Source organism: Paraburkholderia sp. MPAMCS5, assembly GCF_036016995.1.
In the GTDB taxonomy this organism is placed as follows: domain Bacteria; phylum Pseudomonadota; class Gammaproteobacteria; order Burkholderiales; family Burkholderiaceae; genus Paraburkholderia.
Map to the genome: position 1 here is coordinate 626979 of NZ_JAYXBK010000001.1, position 18726 is coordinate 645704.

The 18726-nt window shown below is 64.6% G+C and carries 20 protein-coding genes; 5 read left to right on the plus strand and 15 right to left on the minus strand.

Annotated features, from left to right (window positions below; genetic code table 11):
• Positions 1–27 precede the first annotated feature (27 nt).
• Together VOM14_RS02935 and VOM14_RS02940 are read left to right on the plus strand one after the other, a co-directional pair.
• Positions 28–813: an enoyl-CoA hydratase/isomerase family protein gene (locus VOM14_RS02935; RefSeq protein WP_327627154.1), complete on the plus strand. Its 786-nt coding sequence runs from the start codon at positions 28–30 to the stop codon at positions 811–813.
• 69 nt (positions 814–882) lie between these two features.
• Positions 883–2922, plus strand: a complete 2040-nt coding sequence (locus VOM14_RS02940; RefSeq protein WP_327627155.1) for an acetyl/propionyl/methylcrotonyl-CoA carboxylase subunit alpha — start codon at positions 883–885, stop codon at positions 2920–2922.
• 10 nt (positions 2923–2932) lie between these two features.
• Here the strand turns inward: VOM14_RS02940 and VOM14_RS02945 are convergent, their stop codons facing one another.
• A complete protein-coding gene (locus VOM14_RS02945) occupies positions 2933–3724 on the minus strand; it encodes a phosphate/phosphite/phosphonate ABC transporter substrate-binding protein (RefSeq protein WP_327627156.1) in 792 nt (263 codons plus the stop codon).
• Between the two features lie 31 nt (positions 3725–3755).
• Positions 3756–4034 (minus strand): DUF1488 family protein, encoded by a 279-nt coding sequence (locus tag VOM14_RS02950; protein ID WP_327627157.1) that lies wholly within the window; start codon positions 4032–4034, stop codon positions 3756–3758.
• Positions 4035–4253: 219 nt separating this feature from the next.
• Here VOM14_RS02950 and VOM14_RS02955 point away from each other — a divergent pair, with 219 nt between their 5' ends.
• Positions 4254–4442 (plus strand): hypothetical protein, encoded by a 189-nt coding sequence (locus tag VOM14_RS02955; protein WP_327627158.1) that lies wholly within the window; start codon positions 4254–4256, stop codon positions 4440–4442.
• Positions 4443–4544: 102 nt separating this feature from the next.
• Here VOM14_RS02955 and gph read toward each other — a convergent pair whose 3' ends face one another.
• From gph to VOM14_RS02980, 5 genes are all read right to left on the minus strand, one after another.
• Positions 4545–5282, minus strand: a complete 738-nt coding sequence (gene gph / locus VOM14_RS02960) for a phosphoglycolate phosphatase (RefSeq protein ID WP_327627159.1) — start codon at positions 5280–5282, stop codon at positions 4545–4547.
• The gene (locus tag VOM14_RS02965; protein ID WP_327627160.1) at positions 5279–6049 is read right to left on the minus strand and encodes an HAD family hydrolase; all 771 of its coding nucleotides are present in this window, start codon (positions 6047–6049) and stop codon (positions 5279–5281) included. The genes gph and VOM14_RS02965 overlap by 4 nt, the downstream gene beginning before the upstream one ends.
• A gap of 188 nt (positions 6050–6237) precedes the next feature.
• Entirely contained in the window at positions 6238–6663 is a 426-nt protein-coding gene (locus VOM14_RS02970) for an ExbD/TolR family protein (protein ID WP_327627161.1), read from the minus strand.
• Positions 6654–7442 carry a MotA/TolQ/ExbB proton channel family protein gene (locus VOM14_RS02975; protein ID WP_327627162.1) on the minus strand — a complete coding sequence of 263 codons (789 nt, stop codon included), beginning with the start codon at positions 7440–7442 and terminating at the stop codon, positions 6654–6656. The genes VOM14_RS02970 and VOM14_RS02975 overlap by 10 nt, the downstream gene beginning before the upstream one ends.
• 26 nt (positions 7443–7468) lie before the next feature.
• The gene (locus VOM14_RS02980) at positions 7469–8263 is read right to left on the minus strand and encodes a TonB family protein (RefSeq protein WP_327627163.1); all 795 of its coding nucleotides are present in this window, start codon (positions 8261–8263) and stop codon (positions 7469–7471) included.
• A 214-nt stretch (positions 8264–8477) separates the two neighbouring features.
• Here VOM14_RS02980 and VOM14_RS02985 point away from each other — a divergent pair, with 214 nt between their 5' ends.
• The gene (locus VOM14_RS02985) at positions 8478–9653 is read left to right on the plus strand and encodes a YVTN family beta-propeller repeat protein (RefSeq protein WP_327627164.1); all 1176 of its coding nucleotides are present in this window, start codon (positions 8478–8480) and stop codon (positions 9651–9653) included.
• A 26-nt stretch (positions 9654–9679) separates the two neighbouring features.
• Here the strand turns inward: VOM14_RS02985 and VOM14_RS02990 are convergent, their stop codons facing one another.
• Complete coding sequence (locus VOM14_RS02990) at positions 9680–12031, minus strand: TonB-dependent receptor (RefSeq protein ID WP_327627165.1); 2352 nt, start codon at positions 12029–12031, stop codon at positions 9680–9682.
• Positions 12032–12237: 206 nt separating this feature from the next.
• On the opposite strand from VOM14_RS02990, the gene VOM14_RS02995 reads away from it, so the two are divergent.
• On the plus strand, positions 12238–13284 hold the full coding sequence (locus tag VOM14_RS02995; protein WP_327627166.1) for a histidine kinase: 1047 nt from the start codon (positions 12238–12240) through the stop codon (positions 13282–13284).
• Here the strand turns inward: VOM14_RS02995 and VOM14_RS03000 are convergent.
• From VOM14_RS03000 to VOM14_RS03030, 7 genes are read right to left on the minus strand one after another with little or no spacing between them, the layout of a single operon-like run.
• Positions 13254–13916 (minus strand): response regulator transcription factor, encoded by a 663-nt coding sequence (locus VOM14_RS03000; protein WP_327627167.1) that lies wholly within the window; start codon positions 13914–13916, stop codon positions 13254–13256. The genes VOM14_RS02995 and VOM14_RS03000 overlap by 31 nt on opposite strands.
• A 2-nt stretch (positions 13917–13918) precedes the next feature.
• On the minus strand, positions 13919–15160 hold the full coding sequence (pqqE, locus tag VOM14_RS03005) for a pyrroloquinoline quinone biosynthesis protein PqqE (RefSeq protein ID WP_327627168.1): 1242 nt from the start codon (positions 15158–15160) through the stop codon (positions 13919–13921).
• Between the two features lie 4 nt (positions 15161–15164).
• Complete coding sequence (gene pqqD / locus VOM14_RS03010; RefSeq protein ID WP_327627169.1) at positions 15165–15434, minus strand: pyrroloquinoline quinone biosynthesis peptide chaperone PqqD; 270 nt, start codon at positions 15432–15434, stop codon at positions 15165–15167.
• Entirely contained in the window at positions 15431–16165 is a 735-nt protein-coding gene (gene pqqC, locus VOM14_RS03015; protein WP_327627170.1) for a pyrroloquinoline-quinone synthase PqqC, read from the minus strand. The genes pqqD and pqqC overlap by 4 nt, the downstream gene beginning before the upstream one ends.
• 42 nt (positions 16166–16207) lie before the next feature.
• The gene (gene pqqB / locus VOM14_RS03020) at positions 16208–17146 is read right to left on the minus strand and encodes a pyrroloquinoline quinone biosynthesis protein PqqB (protein WP_327627171.1); all 939 of its coding nucleotides are present in this window, start codon (positions 17144–17146) and stop codon (positions 16208–16210) included.
• Positions 17143–18156, minus strand: coding sequence for an alpha/beta fold hydrolase (locus VOM14_RS03025; RefSeq protein ID WP_327627172.1), 1014 nt, complete (start codon positions 18154–18156; stop codon positions 17143–17145). Before VOM14_RS03025 ends, pqqB begins: the two co-directional genes overlap by 4 nt.
• On the minus strand, positions 18153–18719 hold the full coding sequence (locus VOM14_RS03030; protein WP_327627173.1) for a cytochrome b: 567 nt from the start codon (positions 18717–18719) through the stop codon (positions 18153–18155). Before VOM14_RS03030 ends, VOM14_RS03025 begins: the two co-directional genes overlap by 4 nt.
• Positions 18720–18726: the final 7 nt, after the last annotated feature.

Sequence of the window (18726 nt, forward strand, 5' to 3'; positions counted from 1 at the left end):
TTCGCGCGACGCATGGGAGCCGCCACGATGCAATACGAAACGCTGAATCTCGACATCGCGGGACATGTCGCCACCGTCACGCTGAATCGCCCGGACGTGCGCAACGCGTTCAACGAAACGATGATCGCCGAGATCAACTCGGCCTTCACGACACTCGACTCGCGCGACGATGTCCGCGCCGTCGTGCTCGCTGCAAACGGCAAGGCGTTTTGCGCGGGCGCCGATCTGAACTGGATGAAGAAGATGGCCGGTTACTCGGACGACGAGAACCGCGCCGACGCCATGCGGCTCGCGACCATGCTGTCGTCGATCTACCGCTGCAACAAGCCGGTGATCGCGCGCGTGAACGGCGACGCCTACGCGGGCGGCATGGGCCTGATCTCGGCATGCGATGTCGTCGTCGCTGTGGAGAGTGCGCGCTTTTGCCTCTCCGAAGCGCGTCTCGGCCTGATTCCCGCGACCATCGCGCCGTATGTGATTCGCGCCCTGGGCGAGCAGGCGTCGCGCCGCTACTTCACGACCGCCGAACAGTTCGACTGCGCGACGGCGCTGCGCCTCGGGCTCGTCAGCGAGGCGGTCGGCGCTGAGCAACTCGACGCCGCCGTGCAGCAGATCGCGCAAACGCTCTGCGCCAACGGTCCGCAAGCGGTGCGCGCGTGCAAGCAGCTCGTGCAGGACGTCGCGGGCCGCGAGCTGAACGACGCATTGATCGAAGACACGGCGGCGCGCATCGCGCGTACGCGAGCCGGCGCGGAAGGCCGCGAAGGCGTCGCATCATTCCTCGAAAAACGCACGCCGGCGTGGCGCGACTGACGCGCGGCGCATCCATTTTTTATGGCGCCAGCAGGCCCTCACAAGAATATCCCGAGATCGAGACAACTCATGTTCAACAAGATCCTGATTGCCAACCGGGGCGAAATTGCGTGCCGCGTCGCGGCGACCTGCAAGCGGCTCGGCATTGCGAGTGTGGCCGTGTATTCCGATGCGGACGCCAACGCCAAGCACGTGAGCGCGTGCGACGAAGCGGTGCATATCGGCGGCTCGAGCGCGGCGGAAAGTTATCTGCGCGTGGAGCGCATTATCGAAGCGGCGCGCGCCACCGGCGCACAGGCCGTCCATCCGGGCTATGGTTTTCTGTCCGAGAACGAGGATTTCGCGCACGCATGCGAAGCGGCGGGCATCGTGTTCATCGGGCCGCCGGTCGAGGCGATCGCGGCGATGGGCTCGAAAGCGGCCGCGAAGGTGCTGATGCATGCCGCCGCCGTGCCGCTCGTTCCCGGCTATCACGGCGATGATCAGAACCCCGAACTATTGCATCGCGAGGCCGATTCGATCGGCTATCCGGTTCTGCTGAAGGCGAGCGCGGGCGGTGGCGGCAAGGGCATGCGCGTGGTCGAGCGCACTGAAGACTTCGCGGCGGCGCTCGCTTCGTGCAAGCGCGAGGCGTCGAGCAGCTTCGGCAACGACCGTGTGTTGATCGAAAAGTATCTGACGCGGCCGCGTCACGTGGAAGTACAGGTTTTTGCCGACCGTCATGGCGGCGCGGTGTATCTGTTCGACCGCGATTGCTCGGTGCAGCGCCGCCATCAGAAGGTGCTGGAGGAAGCGCCCGCGCCTGGACTGTCCGCCGAAATCAAACGCGAAATGGGCGAGGCTGCGGTCGCCGCCGCGCGAGCCGTGAATTATGTCGGCGCGGGGACGGTCGAGTTCATCATGACGGCCACGGGCGAGTTCTACTTCATGGAGATGAACACGCGCCTGCAAGTCGAGCATCCCGTCACGGAGATGGTGACCGGCCAGGATCTCGTCGCGTGGCAATTGCGCGTGGCCGCCAACGAACCGCTGCCGCTCACGCAGGAACAGTTGAAGATCGACGGCCATGCAATCGAAGCGCGCATCTACGCGGAACATCCGGCGCGCGGCTTCCTGCCGTCCACCGGCACGCTCAAGCACGTGCGCATGCCCGAAGGCGTGGAGTTCGTGATCGATGCGGCCGGTCTCGGCGAGCCGGGCCGCAAGGCGCCTGTGCGAATCGACAGCGGCGTGCGCGAAGGCGACACCATTACGCCGTTCTACGATCCGATGATCGCGAAGCTGATCGTGCACGGCGCGACACGCGAAGAAGCACTCGCGCGAATGAGCCGCGCGCTGCACGCGTGCGAAGTGGTCGGCCCGCATACCAACGTCGAGTTTCTGCAACGAATCGTGGAGAGCGAACCGTTTGCAAGCGGCGATCTCGACACCGGTCTGATCGAGCGGCATCACGATGCGTTGTTTGCGCCGGTAAAAAAGCCCTTTAAAGAAGCGCTGGCGCTCGCATGCGCCGCGCTGCTCACGCGCGAGGGCGGAACCGCTCACGGCGCCTCGCCGTGGGACGCGCTATCGCACTGGCGCTTGAATGGCGGCTATGCGCAGACGCTCGGCTGGCGCGCTGTCGATCACGCGGCACACGACGGCGGCGCGTTCACGGTCACGTTCGCGCGCGACGGCGGCGCGCAAACGCTCGAACACGACGGTGTGCGCGAGGCATTCACGTGGTCGGTCGGCAACGGTCTGCATGAGTACCGCGCGACCATCGGCGATGCGCGCGCCACGGGCCGCGTGTTTATCGACGGCGATACGTTTCATGTGTTCTGCCTCGGTCATGCGCTCGCGTTCGAGTGGCAGAACCTGCTCGCGCATGCGGCGGATGCCGAGCACGGCGAAGGCCGTCTCACCGCGCCGATGCCCGGCAAGGTGATCGCCGTGCTGGTCGAGGCGGGTGCGGTGGTGGAGAAGGGCGCGCCGCTCATCGTGATGGAAGCGATGAAGATGGAGCACACCATCGGCGCGCCGGCGGCGGGCACCGTGTCGGAAGTGCTGTATGCGGTCGGCGATCAGGTCGCCGACGGCGCGCAGCTTCTGGTGCTCGACACGCAATAAGCGCGTGCGCTTAGCCGAGGCGCGTATAGCCGACCGCGCGCGCCTCGTTTTCCAGTTGCCCGATGCGCGCGTAATCCTCTAGCGGCAACGCAGAAAAGCCCTGCAAACGCAGGCGTTTTGCGCGATCCGGACGCAAGGCGAGCGCTTCGTTCAGCGCCTCGCGCAAAGCTTCGACGGTCGCGGCGGGCACCGTGTCCGACGCAATCAAAGGCAAGCCCGGCGACGCCGCCGTCATGCCGATGCGGCGAACGCGCCGTGCCAGCGCAGGCATTTCGTCGCAGACATAAGCGAACGTCACGCAATCTATGGCGGCAACGTCCGCGCGATTGTCCGCAATCGCCTGCAATGATCCGACATGCGAACCGGTGCGCACCACACCGCGAAAAAACGCGCCTTCGTGCGAGTGCGGCGCGACCGCGTGGCGAAGCGCGTTCATGCCGCTGTTCGAATCGTCCTGATTGTAGGCCGCGCGCGTGCCGCGGCACGACGCGAGGGTGTCGAACGGCGCATCGGCGCGCGTAACCAGCACGCTCGCGTAATGCGCGCCTTCGCAACCCGGCGCGTCGAAGCGCGGCGTCGCGATCAACTGCACCTGTTCGTGCAGGCCATGCATCAATGGATAGCCACAGGTTTGCGACATCAGCAGATTGGGTCGCCGCCAGAAGCCGTGCAATTCTTCATCAGGTTCGACAATGCGGCACGCCGGCTTGACCATGTTCAGCACGTCGGCGAGCCAATTACGCCACTCGAATTCGAGGGCGGGCGTGACGTTGTACATCGGAAGGGCGGCGATCCAGGTCATGACGCGCTTCTTGCGTAGCCGTTTTACATGATCAATGTTCGATCATACGGAATTCGTCGATGCCGAGCCGCACCGGCTCCGACGGCCTGAATGCCCATCTTTGCGCCGCTACCGCGAGAATCTCGCTTTGCGCGCGTTCGAATGCGGCGAGCAGATCTTTTTTGCGTGAGCTTGCCGCGCCGCAATAGGCGATCAGCGCGTCGGCGCTCACTTCGAAAACCTGCGCCCGATCATCGCAGCACACTCTGAACGCGACCGTTGCGCACTCTGTGACACAGGGCCGGAATCCTTCATCCACATAGACCGACATGGCGACCTCCTTTCGCGCGCGCGCGCCTGAGTTGTCAGTATGACAAGCTCTGAGCCGACCGGTATGTGGGAGAACCAGCATTCGCGAGTGTTTCCGGGGCGCAAGGTTTTGTAATCGCGCGAGTTTTCTCCCCGGTATTCGATCCTTCGGGCCGCTGGCGGGCTCACTACACTCGCCTTCATCCAGGCCCGTGCCGGCCTGTTCAGACGAGGACACAAGATGATCGAGACCAGTCAAGCCAGTCGCGCCGCGCGCCGCACAATCCGCCCACTCGTGCTGGCCGCAGCCGTGGCGTTGATTTTCAGTCTGCAAGGATGCGCGACCTCGCTCGAAACGTTCGGGCTCGGCGCGGGTGTCGGGATGATCGGCGCGTTCGGTTTGCTGGGCTGCGCGATTGGGTGCCACTGATTTTTTCTGCGCTTGCGAAAGGCACTTGCGAAAGGCCGCGCGCGTTTAGTGGTTACGTCGGATGAAACGCGCTGTCGGAGGAAATGGGAGCTGCTTGATCTTTCAACCTGAAGCAGGTTCGCCGGTGACGAGCCGCGATGCATGCAAGCCGCGCGACTCCAGCAGCGCGGGCATCTGCGCAAACGAATCGATCAGCGCGGCGCCTCGCCATGCCGCAGCGCCGCCAGTCCCCGCATAGCCATAGCTGACGATAAACGCCGGCACACCCGCCGCGCGTGCTGCCGCGACATCGACGGCCGAATCGCCAATCAGCACAGTGCGCTCCACCGCCGCGCCGAGCAGGCGGCAAGCGTGCCACAGCGGTTCGGGCGCGGGCTTCATGCTGTCGATCGAGTCGCCTGCAACCAGGGCGTCGAAATAGCCGGCAAGCTCCGTCATGCGCAGCAACGGCGCGGCCAGCGCTGCGGGTTTGTTGGTGACGCACGCAAGTCGATAGCCAAGCCGCCGCAACTCGCCGAGACCCGTGCTCACATGCTCGAACACATAACCGAAGCGGCCGTTGGTCGCTTCATAATGCCGATGAAATATCGCGAGCGCGTCGCTCGCATCGACGCGCCGCTCAAGCGCCGCCGCTTCGAGCGTGCGCCGAACCAGATTGGGCACGCCCTTGCCGATAAATCCGCTGACCGTGTTGAACGGCAACGGCGCTTCACCCAGTTCGGCGAGCATGCGGCTGACCGCTTCGACGATGTCCGGCGCGGTGTGAACCATCGTGCCGTCGAGATCGATCAGTATCGCGCTGGCCGGCGCGCGCGCCGCGAGACATGATGTGTCGTTCATAGGGCGGCAGCCTCGCTCAGCGCATCGCGATGCCAGCGGCGCAACGTGGCGATATCCACCCAGGCGGGCCGCTTATCCGCATCAGGCGAGGCAATCGGCGCATGCGGATCGCCGAGATGCGGCAGCACGGCCAACGCGCCGTCGAAAGAATCGTGCGACGTGTACGCGGTCGGCGTCACGACAGTCGGCACGAACGCGCCGCGTGCCGCGCGCAGGCCATTGGCCGAATCTTCGAAGGCGATGCAGTCCGTGCCTTTCAGGCCAAGTTGCCGAAGCACGTCGAGGTAGACATCGGGCGAGGGCTTCTTCGCCGCAGTCGTGCCCGCGTCGCAAATGACGGCAAAGCGCTTGCGCCAGTCACGTCCGAAAGGCGCCTGAAGCAGGGCGTCGAGATTGGCGGGCGTGGTGGTCGTCGCGATGGCCAGCGGAATCGAAGCGGCTTCGGCTTCCGCCATCAGACGTGCAATGCCAGGCCGCAACGGCAAGCCGCCGCCGCTCACGCGCGCCGCGTAATGGCGGGTCTTGATCGCGTGCACCGCGTCGATCAGGTTGTTTACGCCGGACCCGGCGGCTTCTTCGGGATCGGCGACGCGCCAGTAATGCAACAGGCGCTCCTTGCCGCCCGCCACTTTCAGAAGCCGCGTGTAGAGTGCTTCGTCCCAATGCCAGTCGAGTCGCGCCTCTGCGAATGCCGCATTGAACGCATGCAGATGCGCGGTTTCGGTATCGGCAAGCGTGCCGTCGACGTCGAAGATCAGGGCTTGCATGAGGCCGCTCCTCTTCATGGTGTGCGGAGCCGGTGCGTTGCTCGCAGCCGGTTACGCAGTCACGATAGCAAAGCGAAAAGCCGATTTGAATTCAGAGATTCTTTGCGTGGCCGTAATGCATCGTTTAGAGGCATTTTTTAAGCGCATTTTTTAAGCGCATTTTTTAAGCGCATTCTTGAAGCGCAGCGTCATGGCTTCGCGCGCGGATCGGTGATAAAGCCGATTTTCGTGAGGCCGCCCGCTTGCGCGGCGGACATCACATCGGCCACGCGCTCGTACGGCACCTTGCGGTCCGCGCGCAAATGCAATTCCGGCTGCGGCGTTGTGCGAGCGGCCTCGGCAAGTCGCGCGCGCAACGCATCGGCGGACAACGCGCGGCCGTCCCACAGAAGCGAACCGTCCGCCTGCACGGCGACGTCCACATGCGCGGGTTTGTCGTTGGCCGGCTGGCTGCTTGCATGCGGAAGATCGATTTTGACCGCATGCTGCATCGCCGGAATCGTCACGAGAAAAATGATCAGCAGTACTAGCATAACGTCGACAAGCGGAGTCATGTTGATTTCGTTCATGAGGCCGCTGTCGTTGTCGTCGTCGGCGAAGGGGGTTATTGCCATTTGAGTGCTCCTTCGCCGATGCTGTCGTTGTCTTCGGTATCATCTTTCGCATGATCTTTCGCGCGGCCTTCGGCGTGCGACGGCAGTTGCAAGCCCGTCACGAAGTACGCATGCAGTCCGTGCGCAAAGCGCTTGAGCCGTGTGACGACCGACTTGTTCGCGCGGGTGAGGCCGTTGTAGCCGAGCACCGCCGGAATCGCGACGAAGAGGCCGAACGCGGTCATGATGAGCGACTCGCCGACAGGCCCCGCTACATGATCGATGGATGTCTGTCCGGTCTCGCCGATCAGCACCAACGCGTGATAAATGCCCCACACGGTGCCGAACAATCCGACGAAGGGCGCGGTGCTGCCGATCGACGCCAGCACCGCGAGGCCGCTTTGCATGCGCGCAATGGCGTCGTCCATGGTGTTTTGCAGACGCCGCGTGATCCAGTCGGAGACGTCGATGCGGTCTTGCAGATGCGGCCGCGTTTGCCGATGATGCGCCACCGCTTCGGCGCCCGCCAGTGCGAGCGCGAGAAGCGGATTGTCGCGCTGTGCCGCCGCCGATGCCGCGCCGTTCAGATCGCCGAGGCCTTTGAGCCCTTCGTCGAAATTGCCGGCTTGCCAGAACCGCGCGTCGGCCTGCGCGGTCACGCGCTTGATCCGCATGACGTTCCATAGTTTGACGACGATGACTGTCCACGAGAGAACCGACATGAGCGCGAGCGTGCAGAGAATCGCGCGCGTGACGAGATCGCCGTTTTGCCAGACATTCGCGAGGCCGTAGTGTCGCATGATCGTTTCCTTTCACTAATGCCGGATTAGTCGCTCAACCCGAAGACGAACGATTGCGAATAGGCGGCGCGCACGGCGACGCCGTGTTCTCTATACGGGCGGCACGTGCCCGCGTGGATCGCCGCGAGCGCGGCATCGTCGAGCCGCGCATAGCCGCTGCCTGTTTGCACTTGAGCGGTTTCGATATGGCCGTCCACGCCCACCACGAAACGGACCACCGTGGTGCCAGTTTCATTGCGGCGCTTCGACATGTCGGGATAGTCCGGCTTGGGGATGTTGCAGTCCCCATGCGCGACCGCACGCGGCGTGGCGGATGAAGGCGCGGCGCGTGCGGTGGCGTCGGCGGCTTCGCTTTCCGAGGGCGTTGCGGGCGCGGGGATAGCCGCAGTCTCGTTGGATGGCGGCGGTCCGGGCGGCGTATTCACCGTATTCGGCGCATTCGGCGCATTCGTTTCAATCCGCGCACGCGGCGCCGCATTGCGCGGATGGTTAACATGAGGAACGGCCGAAGGTTGCGTCCGCACCGAACGATGCGCATTTTGCGGCTGTGCAGCAACCGGCGCGGGTGGCCGATGCGAAGTAACGGCCGGACCGGCGAAAGCAGGCACATCCGGCACAGCAGGCATATCCGGCTCGGCGCTCAGCAATGACGCAACGATTGGCCGCGCTTCAATAGTCCGCTCCACGACCTGATCGCGGCCCGACAGCAGCCACATCAGCATGCCGGCATGCGCGGCGATCACGACGATCACCGCAACGAGCACGAGCGCGGCCCAGCGCCGCCGCGCGGCGTCCGTTGCGATCCATCCGGTCGTTGCCATGACTAACTGCACCATTGCGGTCGAGGCCACGCATTTGGCCACCTCCACACTGATTGTCCACCCACGCCGGGCGGTTTAGAACGGCTGCGGGCCTCGCTGCGTCAATTCGGGAAAATCTCCCGTCTGTTGGCCGTTGTCAAACGATCCCTCAATGGACTACTTTGCTTGAATGCCGGGATTTCGCGGCGCAGCGATTTCACTACGGAGTACAACAATGCTGGAGACACGCTTTCGTATCGCAACTCGGGGACATTACATCGCTTTGGCCACGGCGGCGGTCGTGGCTGCGCTCGCCACGGGCTTCGCCCATGCCGCCGTGCCCACGGCTTACGTGACGAGCGAGAAGGCCGGCGTCGGCGTGATCGATCTCGACCAGATGACGCTCACGAAGACACTCCCCGTTGGCGATGCCGGTCCGCGCGGGTTGAGTCTCAACGCGGACGGCTCGCGCCTGCTCGTGGCCAACAAGAATACCGGCGACCTCGCGGTGATCGATACGGTTTCCGGACAGGTCGTGCAACGCGTGAAGATCGGCAAGAACCCGGAATATGTGCGCGTGCGTAACGGCTACGCGTATGTGACGTATGAGCCTGGCGAAGCGGGCGGGCCGCCCGCGGCGAACGGGCCAGCCGGAAAACCAGCGGAAAAGCAGGCCGACAAGCAGGCCGACAAGCAGGCCGACAAGCAAGACGAAAAGCCCGGCGGCCAGCAAGCCGGCAAATCGCACACCGACGACGATGACGATGCCAGCAAGCCGCCAGCGGAAATCGCCATCGTGGATATGAAAACGTGGCGCGTCGTGCGCTCGGTGACGAGCGGCCACGAAACCGAAGGCATCGAATTTTCGCGCGACGGCAAGACCATGCTCGTCACCAACGAAGGCGACGATACCGTGTCGGTCTATCACGCTCGAACGGGTGCGCCGATTCGCATCGTGAAGCTCGCCGCAGGCGGGCGTCCGCGCGGCATCCGCTTGTCGCCCGATGGCAAGGAGTATGTCGTCACGCTCGAATCGCTGAGCAAGCTGGCTGTGATCGACGCGCGAACCTTCAAGGTGGTGAAGACCATCGATACGAAGCTCGGTCCGTATGGCGTGGCGTACGGTCCGGACGGCAAACGGCTTTTCGTCGCGGCGTCGCGCGACAAGACGGTCCAGGTGTTCGACGGCCACAGCTACGAGCATCTCGCCGACGTGCCGGTCGGACAGCGTTGCTGGCATTTCAGCTTCACGCCGGACGGCGCGAAGCTGCTCGTGGCATGCGGCCGCTCCGATTCGGTTTATGTGCTCGACGCTCACAGCTATCAGCCGATCACGCAGATTGGCCAGTTGCCGCTCGCGTGGGGCATCGTCACCTATCCGCCTAGCGACGGCTCGATCGAATCGCATTGACGCCGGGCCAGCGTTCATCGCTTGTGCTACTTCCACGCGTAGCGCAAGCCGACCCAGAAGCCGCGCGGCGCGCCCGGTCCGACGAACTGTTCGTTGGCCGGATTCGCGCCGTCGAACGTATGGTTCGGGCCGTTGAAGAAATTGTCGCCGAGCGCGCCGAAACTCGCATAGCGCTTGTCGAGCAGATTGGTCACGCTCGCGAAGACCTGCAACTGCCTGGTCACCTGGTATGACGTATCGAGATCGATCAGCAGATAGCCCGCGATCTTGCCGTTCACGTCCTGATTGTTCTCGTCGCCTTGCGCATAGATGCCGCCGCGCCATGTCAGGTTCGCGCCGACTTTCCACTTCGCGGTGGCCGCGTAGTCGAGTTGCAGCTTGACGGTGTTCGCGGGAATGCCGGGAAGATGATCGCCGGGCTTCACATGGATATTGCCGCTGGCGTCCGCGCTGGAGTTGCTGGGGCTGTTTTCGGTCCAGTTCGAGCGGTACGTCGCGTCGATGTAGCTGTAGCTCGCCGTCACCGCGAGCGGACCCACCTGGCTGCGGCCCGACAACTCGAATCCTTGCCGCCGCGTGCGGCCGACGTTCTGGAAAAAGCCCAGGTTGCTCGTCGCGCCGTTGCTGCTGACGAATTCGATGTCGTTGTCGAGTGTGGTCCGGTAGAGCGCCGCGCTCCATGTGGTCGCCTCGCCGATGCGTCCGCGCGCGCCGATTTCGAAGGTCTTCGAAATCACGGGTTGCAGCGGCGGGTCCGACACGAAGTCGTTCGGCAGGGAACACGGCGCGGCCGGATCGGCACAGGCCAGTTCGATTGCGGTGGGCGAGCGCATGCCTTCGTTATACGTGGCATAGGCCGTGAACGTCGTGGTCGGATTCCAGTTGATGCCGACTGCCGGATTGAAGCGTGAAAACGTATGGTGGCCGTTCAATTGTGGCTGCGTGCCACTCGCGTCGCCGATTGTCGCCTGCGCCCAGTTGTAGCGTCCGGCCAGCGTCAGCGACCATTGCTTCGTCAGGGACAACGTGTCTTGCAGATAGACACCGTAGTTGCCGTTATGCGTTTTTGCCGCCGTTTGCTGCGTGAAATCGCCGATGCCGACCGTCGCGCGCGAGTCGGTGAATACCGCATCTTGCGACGATTCCGTGTAGCGCGAATTGGCAATATCCGCCGACACGCCCGCGACGAACTGGTTCTCCATGCCGCCGAGCTTGCCGAGCAACGTGAGTTGCAGGCTCGCGCCGTAGCTGTCCGTCGAGACCACGGATTTTTCATTGGTCGCCTGCGTGGTGTCGATGTTGCCGTCGTCGTTCACCGAGCCGAAATCCGGATTGGTGTTGCTGCTGATATTGCTATTACGAAAATGCCGGTAATACGCGTTGCCGCTCAGTTCGACGTGATCGTTGAAGGAGTGTTCGCCCGAGAGCGTCACGTAGCCCGCGCTGTTCTGGTTCTGATCGGGGTAGGTATAAGGTTGCTTCGGATTGCCAAGAAACGAGCGCGGAATGGTCTGCGTGCCGTGCAGATCGTTGTCGGCGCCGCCCGCCGAAAGCGACAGCGTGGTGTCGGCGTCGGTATAGCGCAGCTTGCCGAAGATTTGACGTATACGGCTCGCATTCTGCTCGGCCCAGCCATTGTCGTTCGCGACGTTGCCGGTCACGTAGTAGTCGAGGTTCTGTCCGAGCGTGCCGCCCTGTTCGATCTGCGCGGTCTTGCGGCCCCATGATCCCAGCGCGACTTCCGCCTCGCCGCCGGCGCTCGTCCTGCCGTTTTTCGTCGTGATCGCGAGCGCGCCGCCGAGCGTGTTCAGGCCATACGTCGGGTTCGAACCGGGAATCAGCTGGATCGTGTCGATGGCCTGTTGCGGCAGCACATCCCAATTCACGACGTCGCCGAACGGCTCGTTCACGCGCACGCCGTCGACAAACACCGAAATGCCTTGCGGCGTGCCGAGCAGCGGCGACGCCGTGAAGCCGCGATAGTTGACATTCATCTGATAAGGATTGCCCTGTGCATCGGCGATATCGACGCTCGGCAGATTCTTCGCGAAGTAGTCGGTGAGCGTATTGCGATGTTGCTGCGCGATATCTTGCGCATGCACGGTCTGCACATTGGCGGGCACTTGCGCGAGCGGCGTGCCGATGCCGAGCAGCGGCGTGGTGCCGACCACGACAATCGGCGCGAGTGTAGTCGAAGGCGCGCTTGCGGGAGCCGAGGCGGCGGCGTCCGCGACATCGGCCGACGACGCGGACACCGCGAAATCTGCTTGCGCCCAAGCGCTCGCCGAGATGCTCGCGAGCGCGCTGCCGACACCCAACGTGATGCCGGCACGCCGCCGCAAACTGCGTACATGTCTCGCACGGAATGCCACGCTCATGGTTGTTTCTCCTGCTGGACCGTCGTTATCGCATTGCTCGCGCGGCCGCGTTGCGGCGCACGTAGCGCTTTTTTTGAAGGTGTGCAAAGCTTCGCATGCGTGAGCTCGCGAAAGCTCGGGAGCTTTTCCCGAAATCGCGCGCAGGCGTTCCCAAACTCGCTGCAACGAAGCGATCTGTCCAACGGGCTAAGTAGAATCCAAACGTGATGTCGAGCGAATCTCCGAACCCTTCTTCAGTGCGCCGTGATCGGCCGCATTCCGCGGTGCGGCGCGACTTCGCGTGGGTGCTTGCGCTCACGGTGCTCGCGGCCATGCTCAGTTCCGCCTTCGATTTCAGCGAGCGCGCGTATCGCTGGACGCGAGGTCTCGAACGCTTCCAGCTCGACGAATTGCCGGGCACGCTATGCGTGCTTTCCATGGGGCTCGCGTGGTTCGCGTGGCGCCGCTATCGCGAAGCGCGCCGCGAACTCGCGCGGCGCCGCGTGCTCGAAGAAGAGGCCGAGCGCCTGCTCGCCGACAACCGGCGTCTCGTGAATCAGGCGTTGCAGGCGCAGGAACTGGAGCGCCGCCATCTGGCGCGCGAGTTGCACGACGAACTCGGCCAGTACCTCAACGCCATTTCGCTCGACGCGGCGCGCATCCGCGATCTGTCGGGCGAGCGCGAGGCGGAGATTCATCGCGTGTCGCTGGGTTTGATGCAAAGCGCGAGTCATGTCTACAGGCAGATCGGCGGCATGATCCGGCGTTTGCGGCCCATCGGTCTCGACGAATTCGGCTTGCCGAGCGCGCTCGAACATTGCGTCGAAGGCTGGCGCGAGCGGCTGCCCGACGCGTCGTTCTCGCTGACGATGGAAGGCGATTTCGAAGGCTTGAGCGACGCGCTGACCATCACGCTCTATCGGCTCGTTCAGGAAGGGCTCACCAACGTTTCGAAGTTCGCGCGCACCTCGTGTGTGGAGGTGTTCATGGTGCGCGCGCCGCGCGCGGCACAAGATTCCACGCAAGATTCCACGCAAGATTCAACGCGCAGTGAAGAGAGCCGCGAGGCCATCGATGAAATCGTCGTGTCGATGGTCGATGACGGCCCCGGCGTCGACCTCGAGGCGCCGCGCGACGGGCTGGGCCTCATTGGCATGCGCGAGCGCGTCGAGGCGCTCGGCGGCGAATTCCATATGGCGAGCGTGCCCGACGGCGGCTTTCTGTTCTGCGCGCGCATGCCCGCTCAGGCGGGACTTGCCGAACCGGTGAACTGAAGGCCGAGGCGGCTCGCCATCTGCGCGAGTTGCACACCGTTGTCGGCGCCGAACTTCTGCCGGATCACCGACTGATGATTCGCCACGGTCTTCTGACTGAGTCCCAGTTTTTCGGCGATGCGCGGCAGCGTGTAGCCCTGCACGAGCAGACGCAGCACCTCGAATTCGCGCGCGGACAATTGCCGTCCTGGTAGACCTTCGCTGAATGCGTTGCGCAGCGCGAGCGCCTGCGAGATGTCGGGGCTCAGATAGCCCGCGCGCCGCGCGATGGTGCGCACGGCCTCCACCAGCACGTCGGGCGCGCTCGCCTTGGTCACGTAGCCGAGCGCGCCGGCGTCAAGCGCGCGGCGCACGAAGATCGCTTCTTCGTGCACGCTGAAAATCAGCACGCGCGCCGCGGGCTCGCGCGCGAGCATGCGCCGCATTGCTTCAATGCCGCTCGCGCCCGGCAAGGAGACGTCCATCACCACGACATCCGGGCGCAGCGCGCAGAAGCGCTGATAGGCCTGCGCGGCGTCGGCCGCCTCGCCGCACACGTGGACGTCGGCGTTGAGTTCGAGCAGGCGCCGATAGCCTTCGCGCACCACAGCGTGATCGTCGACGAGCAACACCGAGATGTCCGCCGCTATCATGGTCAGCCCCCACGCAAGTGACTTGCACTGTCGCCACGCTCGCACGAATTCGCGCCCGCGAGCTGGCGCGAATTCGCGTCGTTGCGAAACACGATGGGCTGCTCACGCGGCTTGTCGACACCCGGCTCGCTAATTCCCGCCGACATGGCCGCGTCGCGCGCTTTAAGCACCACGTTCACCACTTTTTCATGCGAAGGCGACTTGTCGCAAACAGGATCGGCTTGGGCCGCGTCGCCGGTGAGCAGATACGCCTGGCAGCGGCAGCCGCCGAGATCGTGTTCCTTTTCGTCGCAACTGCGGCACGGCTCCTTCATCCAGGCCGTGCCGCGAAAGCGATTGAAGGCGTCGCTCTCGTGCCAGATCTCGCGCAGCGGCGTCTCTTTCACATTCGGCAGAACGAGGCCTGGCAAACTGCGCGCGGCATGACACGGCAGCGCCGCGCCGTCGGGCGCCACGCCGAGAAACACCGCGCCCCAGCCGTTCATGCAGCGCTTTGGGCGTCGTTCGAAATAGTCGGGCACGACAAAGAAAATCTTGCAGCGCTCGCCATGCGTGCGGCGATACCGCTCGACCACCGCTTCAGCTTCGTCGAGCTGTTCGCGCGTCGGCATGAGCTGCGCCTGATTGTGATGCGCCCAGCCGTAATACTGCGTGTTCGCGAGTTCCAGATATTCGGCGCCCATCGCGAGCGCCATGTCGATGATCTTGCCGACATGCGGCAGGTTATAGCGATGCAGCACGCAGTTCAGCACCATCGGAAAGCCATGCCGTTTGATCGACGCCGCGACGCGCTGCTTCAGATCGAACGTTCGTGTGCTGCTGAGGAAGTCGTTGAGCTGCTGCGTCGAATCCTGAAACGACAACTGGATGTGATCGAGGCCGGCCGCCTTCAGCGCGTCGAGACGCTGGTCCGTGAGTCCGATGCCCGAGGTGATCAGATTCGTGTAGAAGCCGAGTTGCCGCGCCTCGCCGACGAGCACTTCGAGATCGTCGCGCATCAGCGGTTCGCCGCCCGAAAAGCCGAGTTGCGCGGCGCCGAGCGCGCGCGCGTCGCGCAGCACGCCGAGCCATTGCTCCGTGGTGAGTTCGCGGTTGTGGTCGGCGTAGTCGATCGGGTTATAGCAGAACGCGCAATGCAGCGGACAGCGATAGGTCAACTCCGCCAGCAGCCAGAGCGGCGGCGCGACGCCGCCACGCGCGGCTTCGTGCTGCGCATCGGCGACGGGTTGCGAGAGATCGCTCATCGCGCTACTCCAGCCATTTGCGCGCGCGCGCTTCGGTCACGAACGCGCGCACGTCGGGACCGAGGCCGCTCGTGTTGAACGCCTGTTCGAGATCGGCGATCAGCGCATTCATGTCGCGTGTGCCGTCGCAACGCTTGAGAATTTCGGCGGCGCTCTGGTTGAGCTTCACCATGCCCTCGGGGTACAGCAGCACATGTGCGTTCTGCGCGGGTTCCCATTGCAGCCGGAAGAGCTTGCTGAGCGCGGGACGGTCGGCGTTCGTCATGTCGTTCATTGCGGGAAGGCCTTTTCGATGGAATCCAGCATGGTCCACAGAATGTCGAGCTTGAATTGCAGGATGTCGAGCGCGCGTTCCTGTTGTTCGCGCCGCGTGAAGTAGTCGAGCGTGACTTCGAGTCCGTGCTGCACGTCGCGCTGGGCGAGCGTGATGCGCGAGCGGAAATACGCGAGACCGGACGCCTCGATCCATGGATAGTGTTCGGGCCAACTCGCGAGCCGGTCGCGATGTACTTGCGGCGCGAACATTTCGGTGAGCGACGAACACACCGACTCTTGCCACGGCGCGCGGCGCGCGAAATTCACGTAGGCGTCCACGGCAAAACGCACGCCGGGCGTGACGTGTTCGAGCGACCACAGTTCGTCGCGCGTGAGGCCGACCGCGTCCGCGAGACGCGCCCATGTTTCGATGCCGCCTTCTTCTTCGCCATAGCCGTCGTGATCGAGAATGCGCAGCACCCAGCGGCGCCGCGTTTCGCGATCCGGACAGTTCGACAGCACCGCCGCGTCTTTCAGCGGAATGTTGATCTGATAGTAGAAGCGGTTCGCGACCCAGCCGCGAATCTGCTCGCGCGAGCAGCCGCCGCTATTCATCTTCACATTGAACGGATGATGAATGTGATATGCCGTGCCCTTCGCGCGCAACTGCGCTTCGAATTCCTCGCGGGTCCAGGGCGTGAGCTCGCGGTTGCCGCTTTGCGCGATCCCCAAGGTGTCTTTCGCGTTCATGCCATCTCCGGTTGCCGCGCGACGCGCGTGTCGCGGTCACGTTCATAGTTCGAACGTCATGCCATCGTAGGCGACTTCAATGCCGTGCTCGGTGAGAATGCGGCGCTCGGCGCCGTCCTCGACGAGAATCGGATTCGTGTTGTTGATGTGAATGAGCACCTTGCGACGCCGCCGCTCATCCAGCGAACCCAGCGAACCCAGCGAATCCAGCACGTCGATCATGCCGCCCGCTCCGGACTGTTGCAGATGACCCATATCCGCAGCGGTTTTCTTCGACAGGCCGAGGCGGATCATTTCATCGCCGGTCCACAACGTGCCGTCGACGAGCAGCAGGTCCGCCTCGCGCATCGCGTCGAGCACGTGTGATTCGAGCACGCCGAGACCCGGCGCGTAGAACACGCGCTTGCCGGTCTGCCGGTTCGTGATGACGAGTCCGATGTTGTCGCCGCGCTGCGGCGCATTGCGATGCGGCGAGTAGGGCGGCGCCTTGCTCGACAGCGGCAGCGCGTCGATTTGCACGCCCGGCAGCGCTTCGATGACGAGCGGCGCGCCGTCGAGCGCGATGCGCCGATGCTCGACGCCGCAGTAGTGCGAGAGGATCGGCGCAATCGGGAAGCCGCTTTCCAGGTCTTGCCAGACGGCGTCAGTCGCATAGAGCGGCAGCGGCGTGTCACGCTCGCGCAGCATCAGCAGGCCGGTCACGTGATCGATCTGCGCGTCGATGACGAGCACCGACGCGATGCCGCTGTCGCGCGCGCGGCGCGCCGGTTGCAGCTCGGGGTTCGCTGCGATCTGCGCGAGCAGGTCCGGCGACGCGTTGACGAGCAGCCAGTCCTCGCCATTCGCGCTGACTGCAATCGACGATTGCGTGCGGCGCGTCGCCTTCAACGTGCCGCGCCGCACGCCGTCGCAATTGCGGCAGTTGCAGTTCCATTGCGGAAAGCCGCCGCCCGCCGATGAACCGAGTACCTTGATCTTCATGCCGCGCGGCGCAGGCTGCGCCCCTCGTGAGTGCGTGGAGAAAACATCGTGGCGAGCGCGTGCGCCACGCGCTCGCGCAATGCCGGATCGCTTGCGAGATGGCCCGCGCGCACGCATTCGACGTGGGCGCTGGGAACGGCGCGCGCGAGCCGCCGCAGATTGCCGGGCGGACACACCGGATCGCGCGAGCCGTGCACGGCGGCAAGCGGCACGCCGGCCGTGGCGGCGCGACGTGCGAGCGACAGCAAGCGCGATTCGCCGAGCCAGCAGCGATGCATCAGGTAATGCGACTGGATGCGGTATTTGCCGACGAGCGCGCGGCTCTCCTTTCGCGAGTCTCTCGCGGGCACGCGCTTGCGTCGCGCGGACGCACTGCCGAGCACCGCGTTTTCATAGCGACGCCACGCGAGCGCGAGCGCTTGCTGTTGTGTATCGCTCGCGCCGCCGCGTTGCAGGCGGGCGTGGCAACGCGCGAGCAATCCGGCGGCCCGCGTGCAGCGCGCGGCGGCGCAGAGCTTCGCCCATGCGCGCGGCGCGCGCTTGCGCGAGACGACGAACAGGCCGCGCACCTCGCGCGCCGAAGTGAGAAAGAGGCCGCGCATCACCACGCCGGTCACCGCTTGCGGATGCCGTCCCGCATACGCGAGCGCGAGCGCCGCGCCCCACGAACCGCCGAGCACGCCCCAGCGTTCGATGCCGAGCCGCGCGCGCACCGCCTCGATGTCTTCGATCAGCGTGTCCGTGCGATTGCGGCGCACGGCGCCTCGCGGCGTCGAGCGTCCGGTGCCGCGCTGGTCGATCAGCACGATCCTGAAGCGCGTGAGATCGAAGAAGCGCGTGTCGTCTGCTTTGCTGCCGCTGCCTGGGCCGCCATGCAGCACGACGACCGGCACGCCGTCGGCGGCGCCGGCGAGCGCGTACGACACGCGATGGCCGTCGCGCGTGCGCAGCGCCTCGCTTGTCGGCGTTGCGCGCGGCGAGGCACGCGTGCTTGAGCCCGGCCGCCTCACGGCAACATCCTCGCGAGCAGATTGTCGCGATCGATCCACTGATGCTTGAGCGCGCCCGCCACATGCAACACGATCAGCACGATCAGCGTATAGCCGATGACCTCGTGAATGCCGAAGAACAGCGCGCGCATGCCCGCGTCGTCCCAGCCCCACTTCGGCAGCAGCACACCCCAGAAGCGCGTGCCAAAGCGATTGAACGACGAGCCCAGATAGCCCGACAAGGGCATCCCCACCATTGCCACGTATAAAAGGCCCTGCGTAGTGCGCGCGGCGGCGCGTTGCCACGGTCGCATCGGCGGCAAGGGCGGCCGGTGAAAGGCCACACGCGCCATGATGCGCAGAAGCACCAGCAGGAAAACCGTGAGTCCGATCGACTTGTGAAGGTTGATCAGCGTCGCTTTGAGCGGCAAGCCCTTCGGCAGTCCGACCATATAGAGCCCGAGCGCGAGCATGCCGACGATGCCGAGCGCGATCAGCCAGTGCAGCGCGATCAGCGAGCCCGCATAGCGGTGCGCGCTCGCGCGGGCGCGCGGCAGCGCGGAAGAAGAACGCGCGATCGTCATGTCTGCC

What these genes read in the sequence shown, in the direction of transcription:
- VOM14_RS02935 (WP_327627154.1), top strand. Translation starts at nt 28, where the DNA reads ATGCAATACGAAACGCTGAATCTCGACATCGCGGGACATGTCGCCACC.
- VOM14_RS02940 (WP_327627155.1), top strand. Translation starts at nt 883, where the DNA reads ATGTTCAACAAGATCCTGATTGCCAACCGGGGCGAAATTGCGTGCCGC.
- VOM14_RS02945 (WP_327627156.1), bottom strand. Translation starts at nt 3,724, where the DNA reads ATGACCTGGATCGCCGCCCTTCCGATGTACAACGTCACGCCCGCCCTC.
- VOM14_RS02950 (WP_327627157.1), bottom strand. Translation starts at nt 4,034, where the DNA reads ATGTCGGTCTATGTGGATGAAGGATTCCGGCCCTGTGTCACAGAGTGC.
- VOM14_RS02955 (WP_327627158.1), top strand. Translation starts at nt 4,254, where the DNA reads ATGATCGAGACCAGTCAAGCCAGTCGCGCCGCGCGCCGCACAATCCGC.
- gph (WP_327627159.1), bottom strand. Translation starts at nt 5,282, where the DNA reads ATGAACGACACATCATGTCTCGCGGCGCGCGCGCCGGCCAGCGCGATA.
- VOM14_RS02965 (WP_327627160.1), bottom strand. Translation starts at nt 6,049, where the DNA reads ATGCAAGCCCTGATCTTCGACGTCGACGGCACGCTTGCCGATACCGAA.
- VOM14_RS02970 (WP_327627161.1), bottom strand. Translation starts at nt 6,663, where the DNA reads ATGGCAATAACCCCCTTCGCCGACGACGACAACGACAGCGGCCTCATG.
- VOM14_RS02975 (WP_327627162.1), bottom strand. Translation starts at nt 7,442, where the DNA reads ATGCGACACTACGGCCTCGCGAATGTCTGGCAAAACGGCGATCTCGTC.
- VOM14_RS02980 (WP_327627163.1), bottom strand. Translation starts at nt 8,263, where the DNA reads ATGGCAACGACCGGATGGATCGCAACGGACGCCGCGCGGCGGCGCTGG.
- VOM14_RS02985 (WP_327627164.1), top strand. Translation starts at nt 8,478, where the DNA reads ATGCTGGAGACACGCTTTCGTATCGCAACTCGGGGACATTACATCGCT.
- VOM14_RS02990 (WP_327627165.1), bottom strand. Translation starts at nt 12,031, where the DNA reads ATGAGCGTGGCATTCCGTGCGAGACATGTACGCAGTTTGCGGCGGCGT.
- VOM14_RS02995 (WP_327627166.1), top strand. Translation starts at nt 12,238, where the DNA reads ATGTCGAGCGAATCTCCGAACCCTTCTTCAGTGCGCCGTGATCGGCCG.
- VOM14_RS03000 (WP_327627167.1), bottom strand. Translation starts at nt 13,916, where the DNA reads ATGATAGCGGCGGACATCTCGGTGTTGCTCGTCGACGATCACGCTGTG.
- pqqE (WP_327627168.1), bottom strand. Translation starts at nt 15,160, where the DNA reads ATGAGCGATCTCTCGCAACCCGTCGCCGATGCGCAGCACGAAGCCGCG.
- pqqD (WP_327627169.1), bottom strand. Translation starts at nt 15,434, where the DNA reads ATGAACGACATGACGAACGCCGACCGTCCCGCGCTCAGCAAGCTCTTC.
- pqqC (WP_327627170.1), bottom strand. Translation starts at nt 16,165, where the DNA reads ATGAACGCGAAAGACACCTTGGGGATCGCGCAAAGCGGCAACCGCGAG.
- pqqB (WP_327627171.1), bottom strand. Translation starts at nt 17,146, where the DNA reads ATGAAGATCAAGGTACTCGGTTCATCGGCGGGCGGCGGCTTTCCGCAA.
- VOM14_RS03030 (WP_327627173.1), bottom strand. Translation starts at nt 18,719, where the DNA reads ATGACGATCGCGCGTTCTTCTTCCGCGCTGCCGCGCGCCCGCGCGAGC.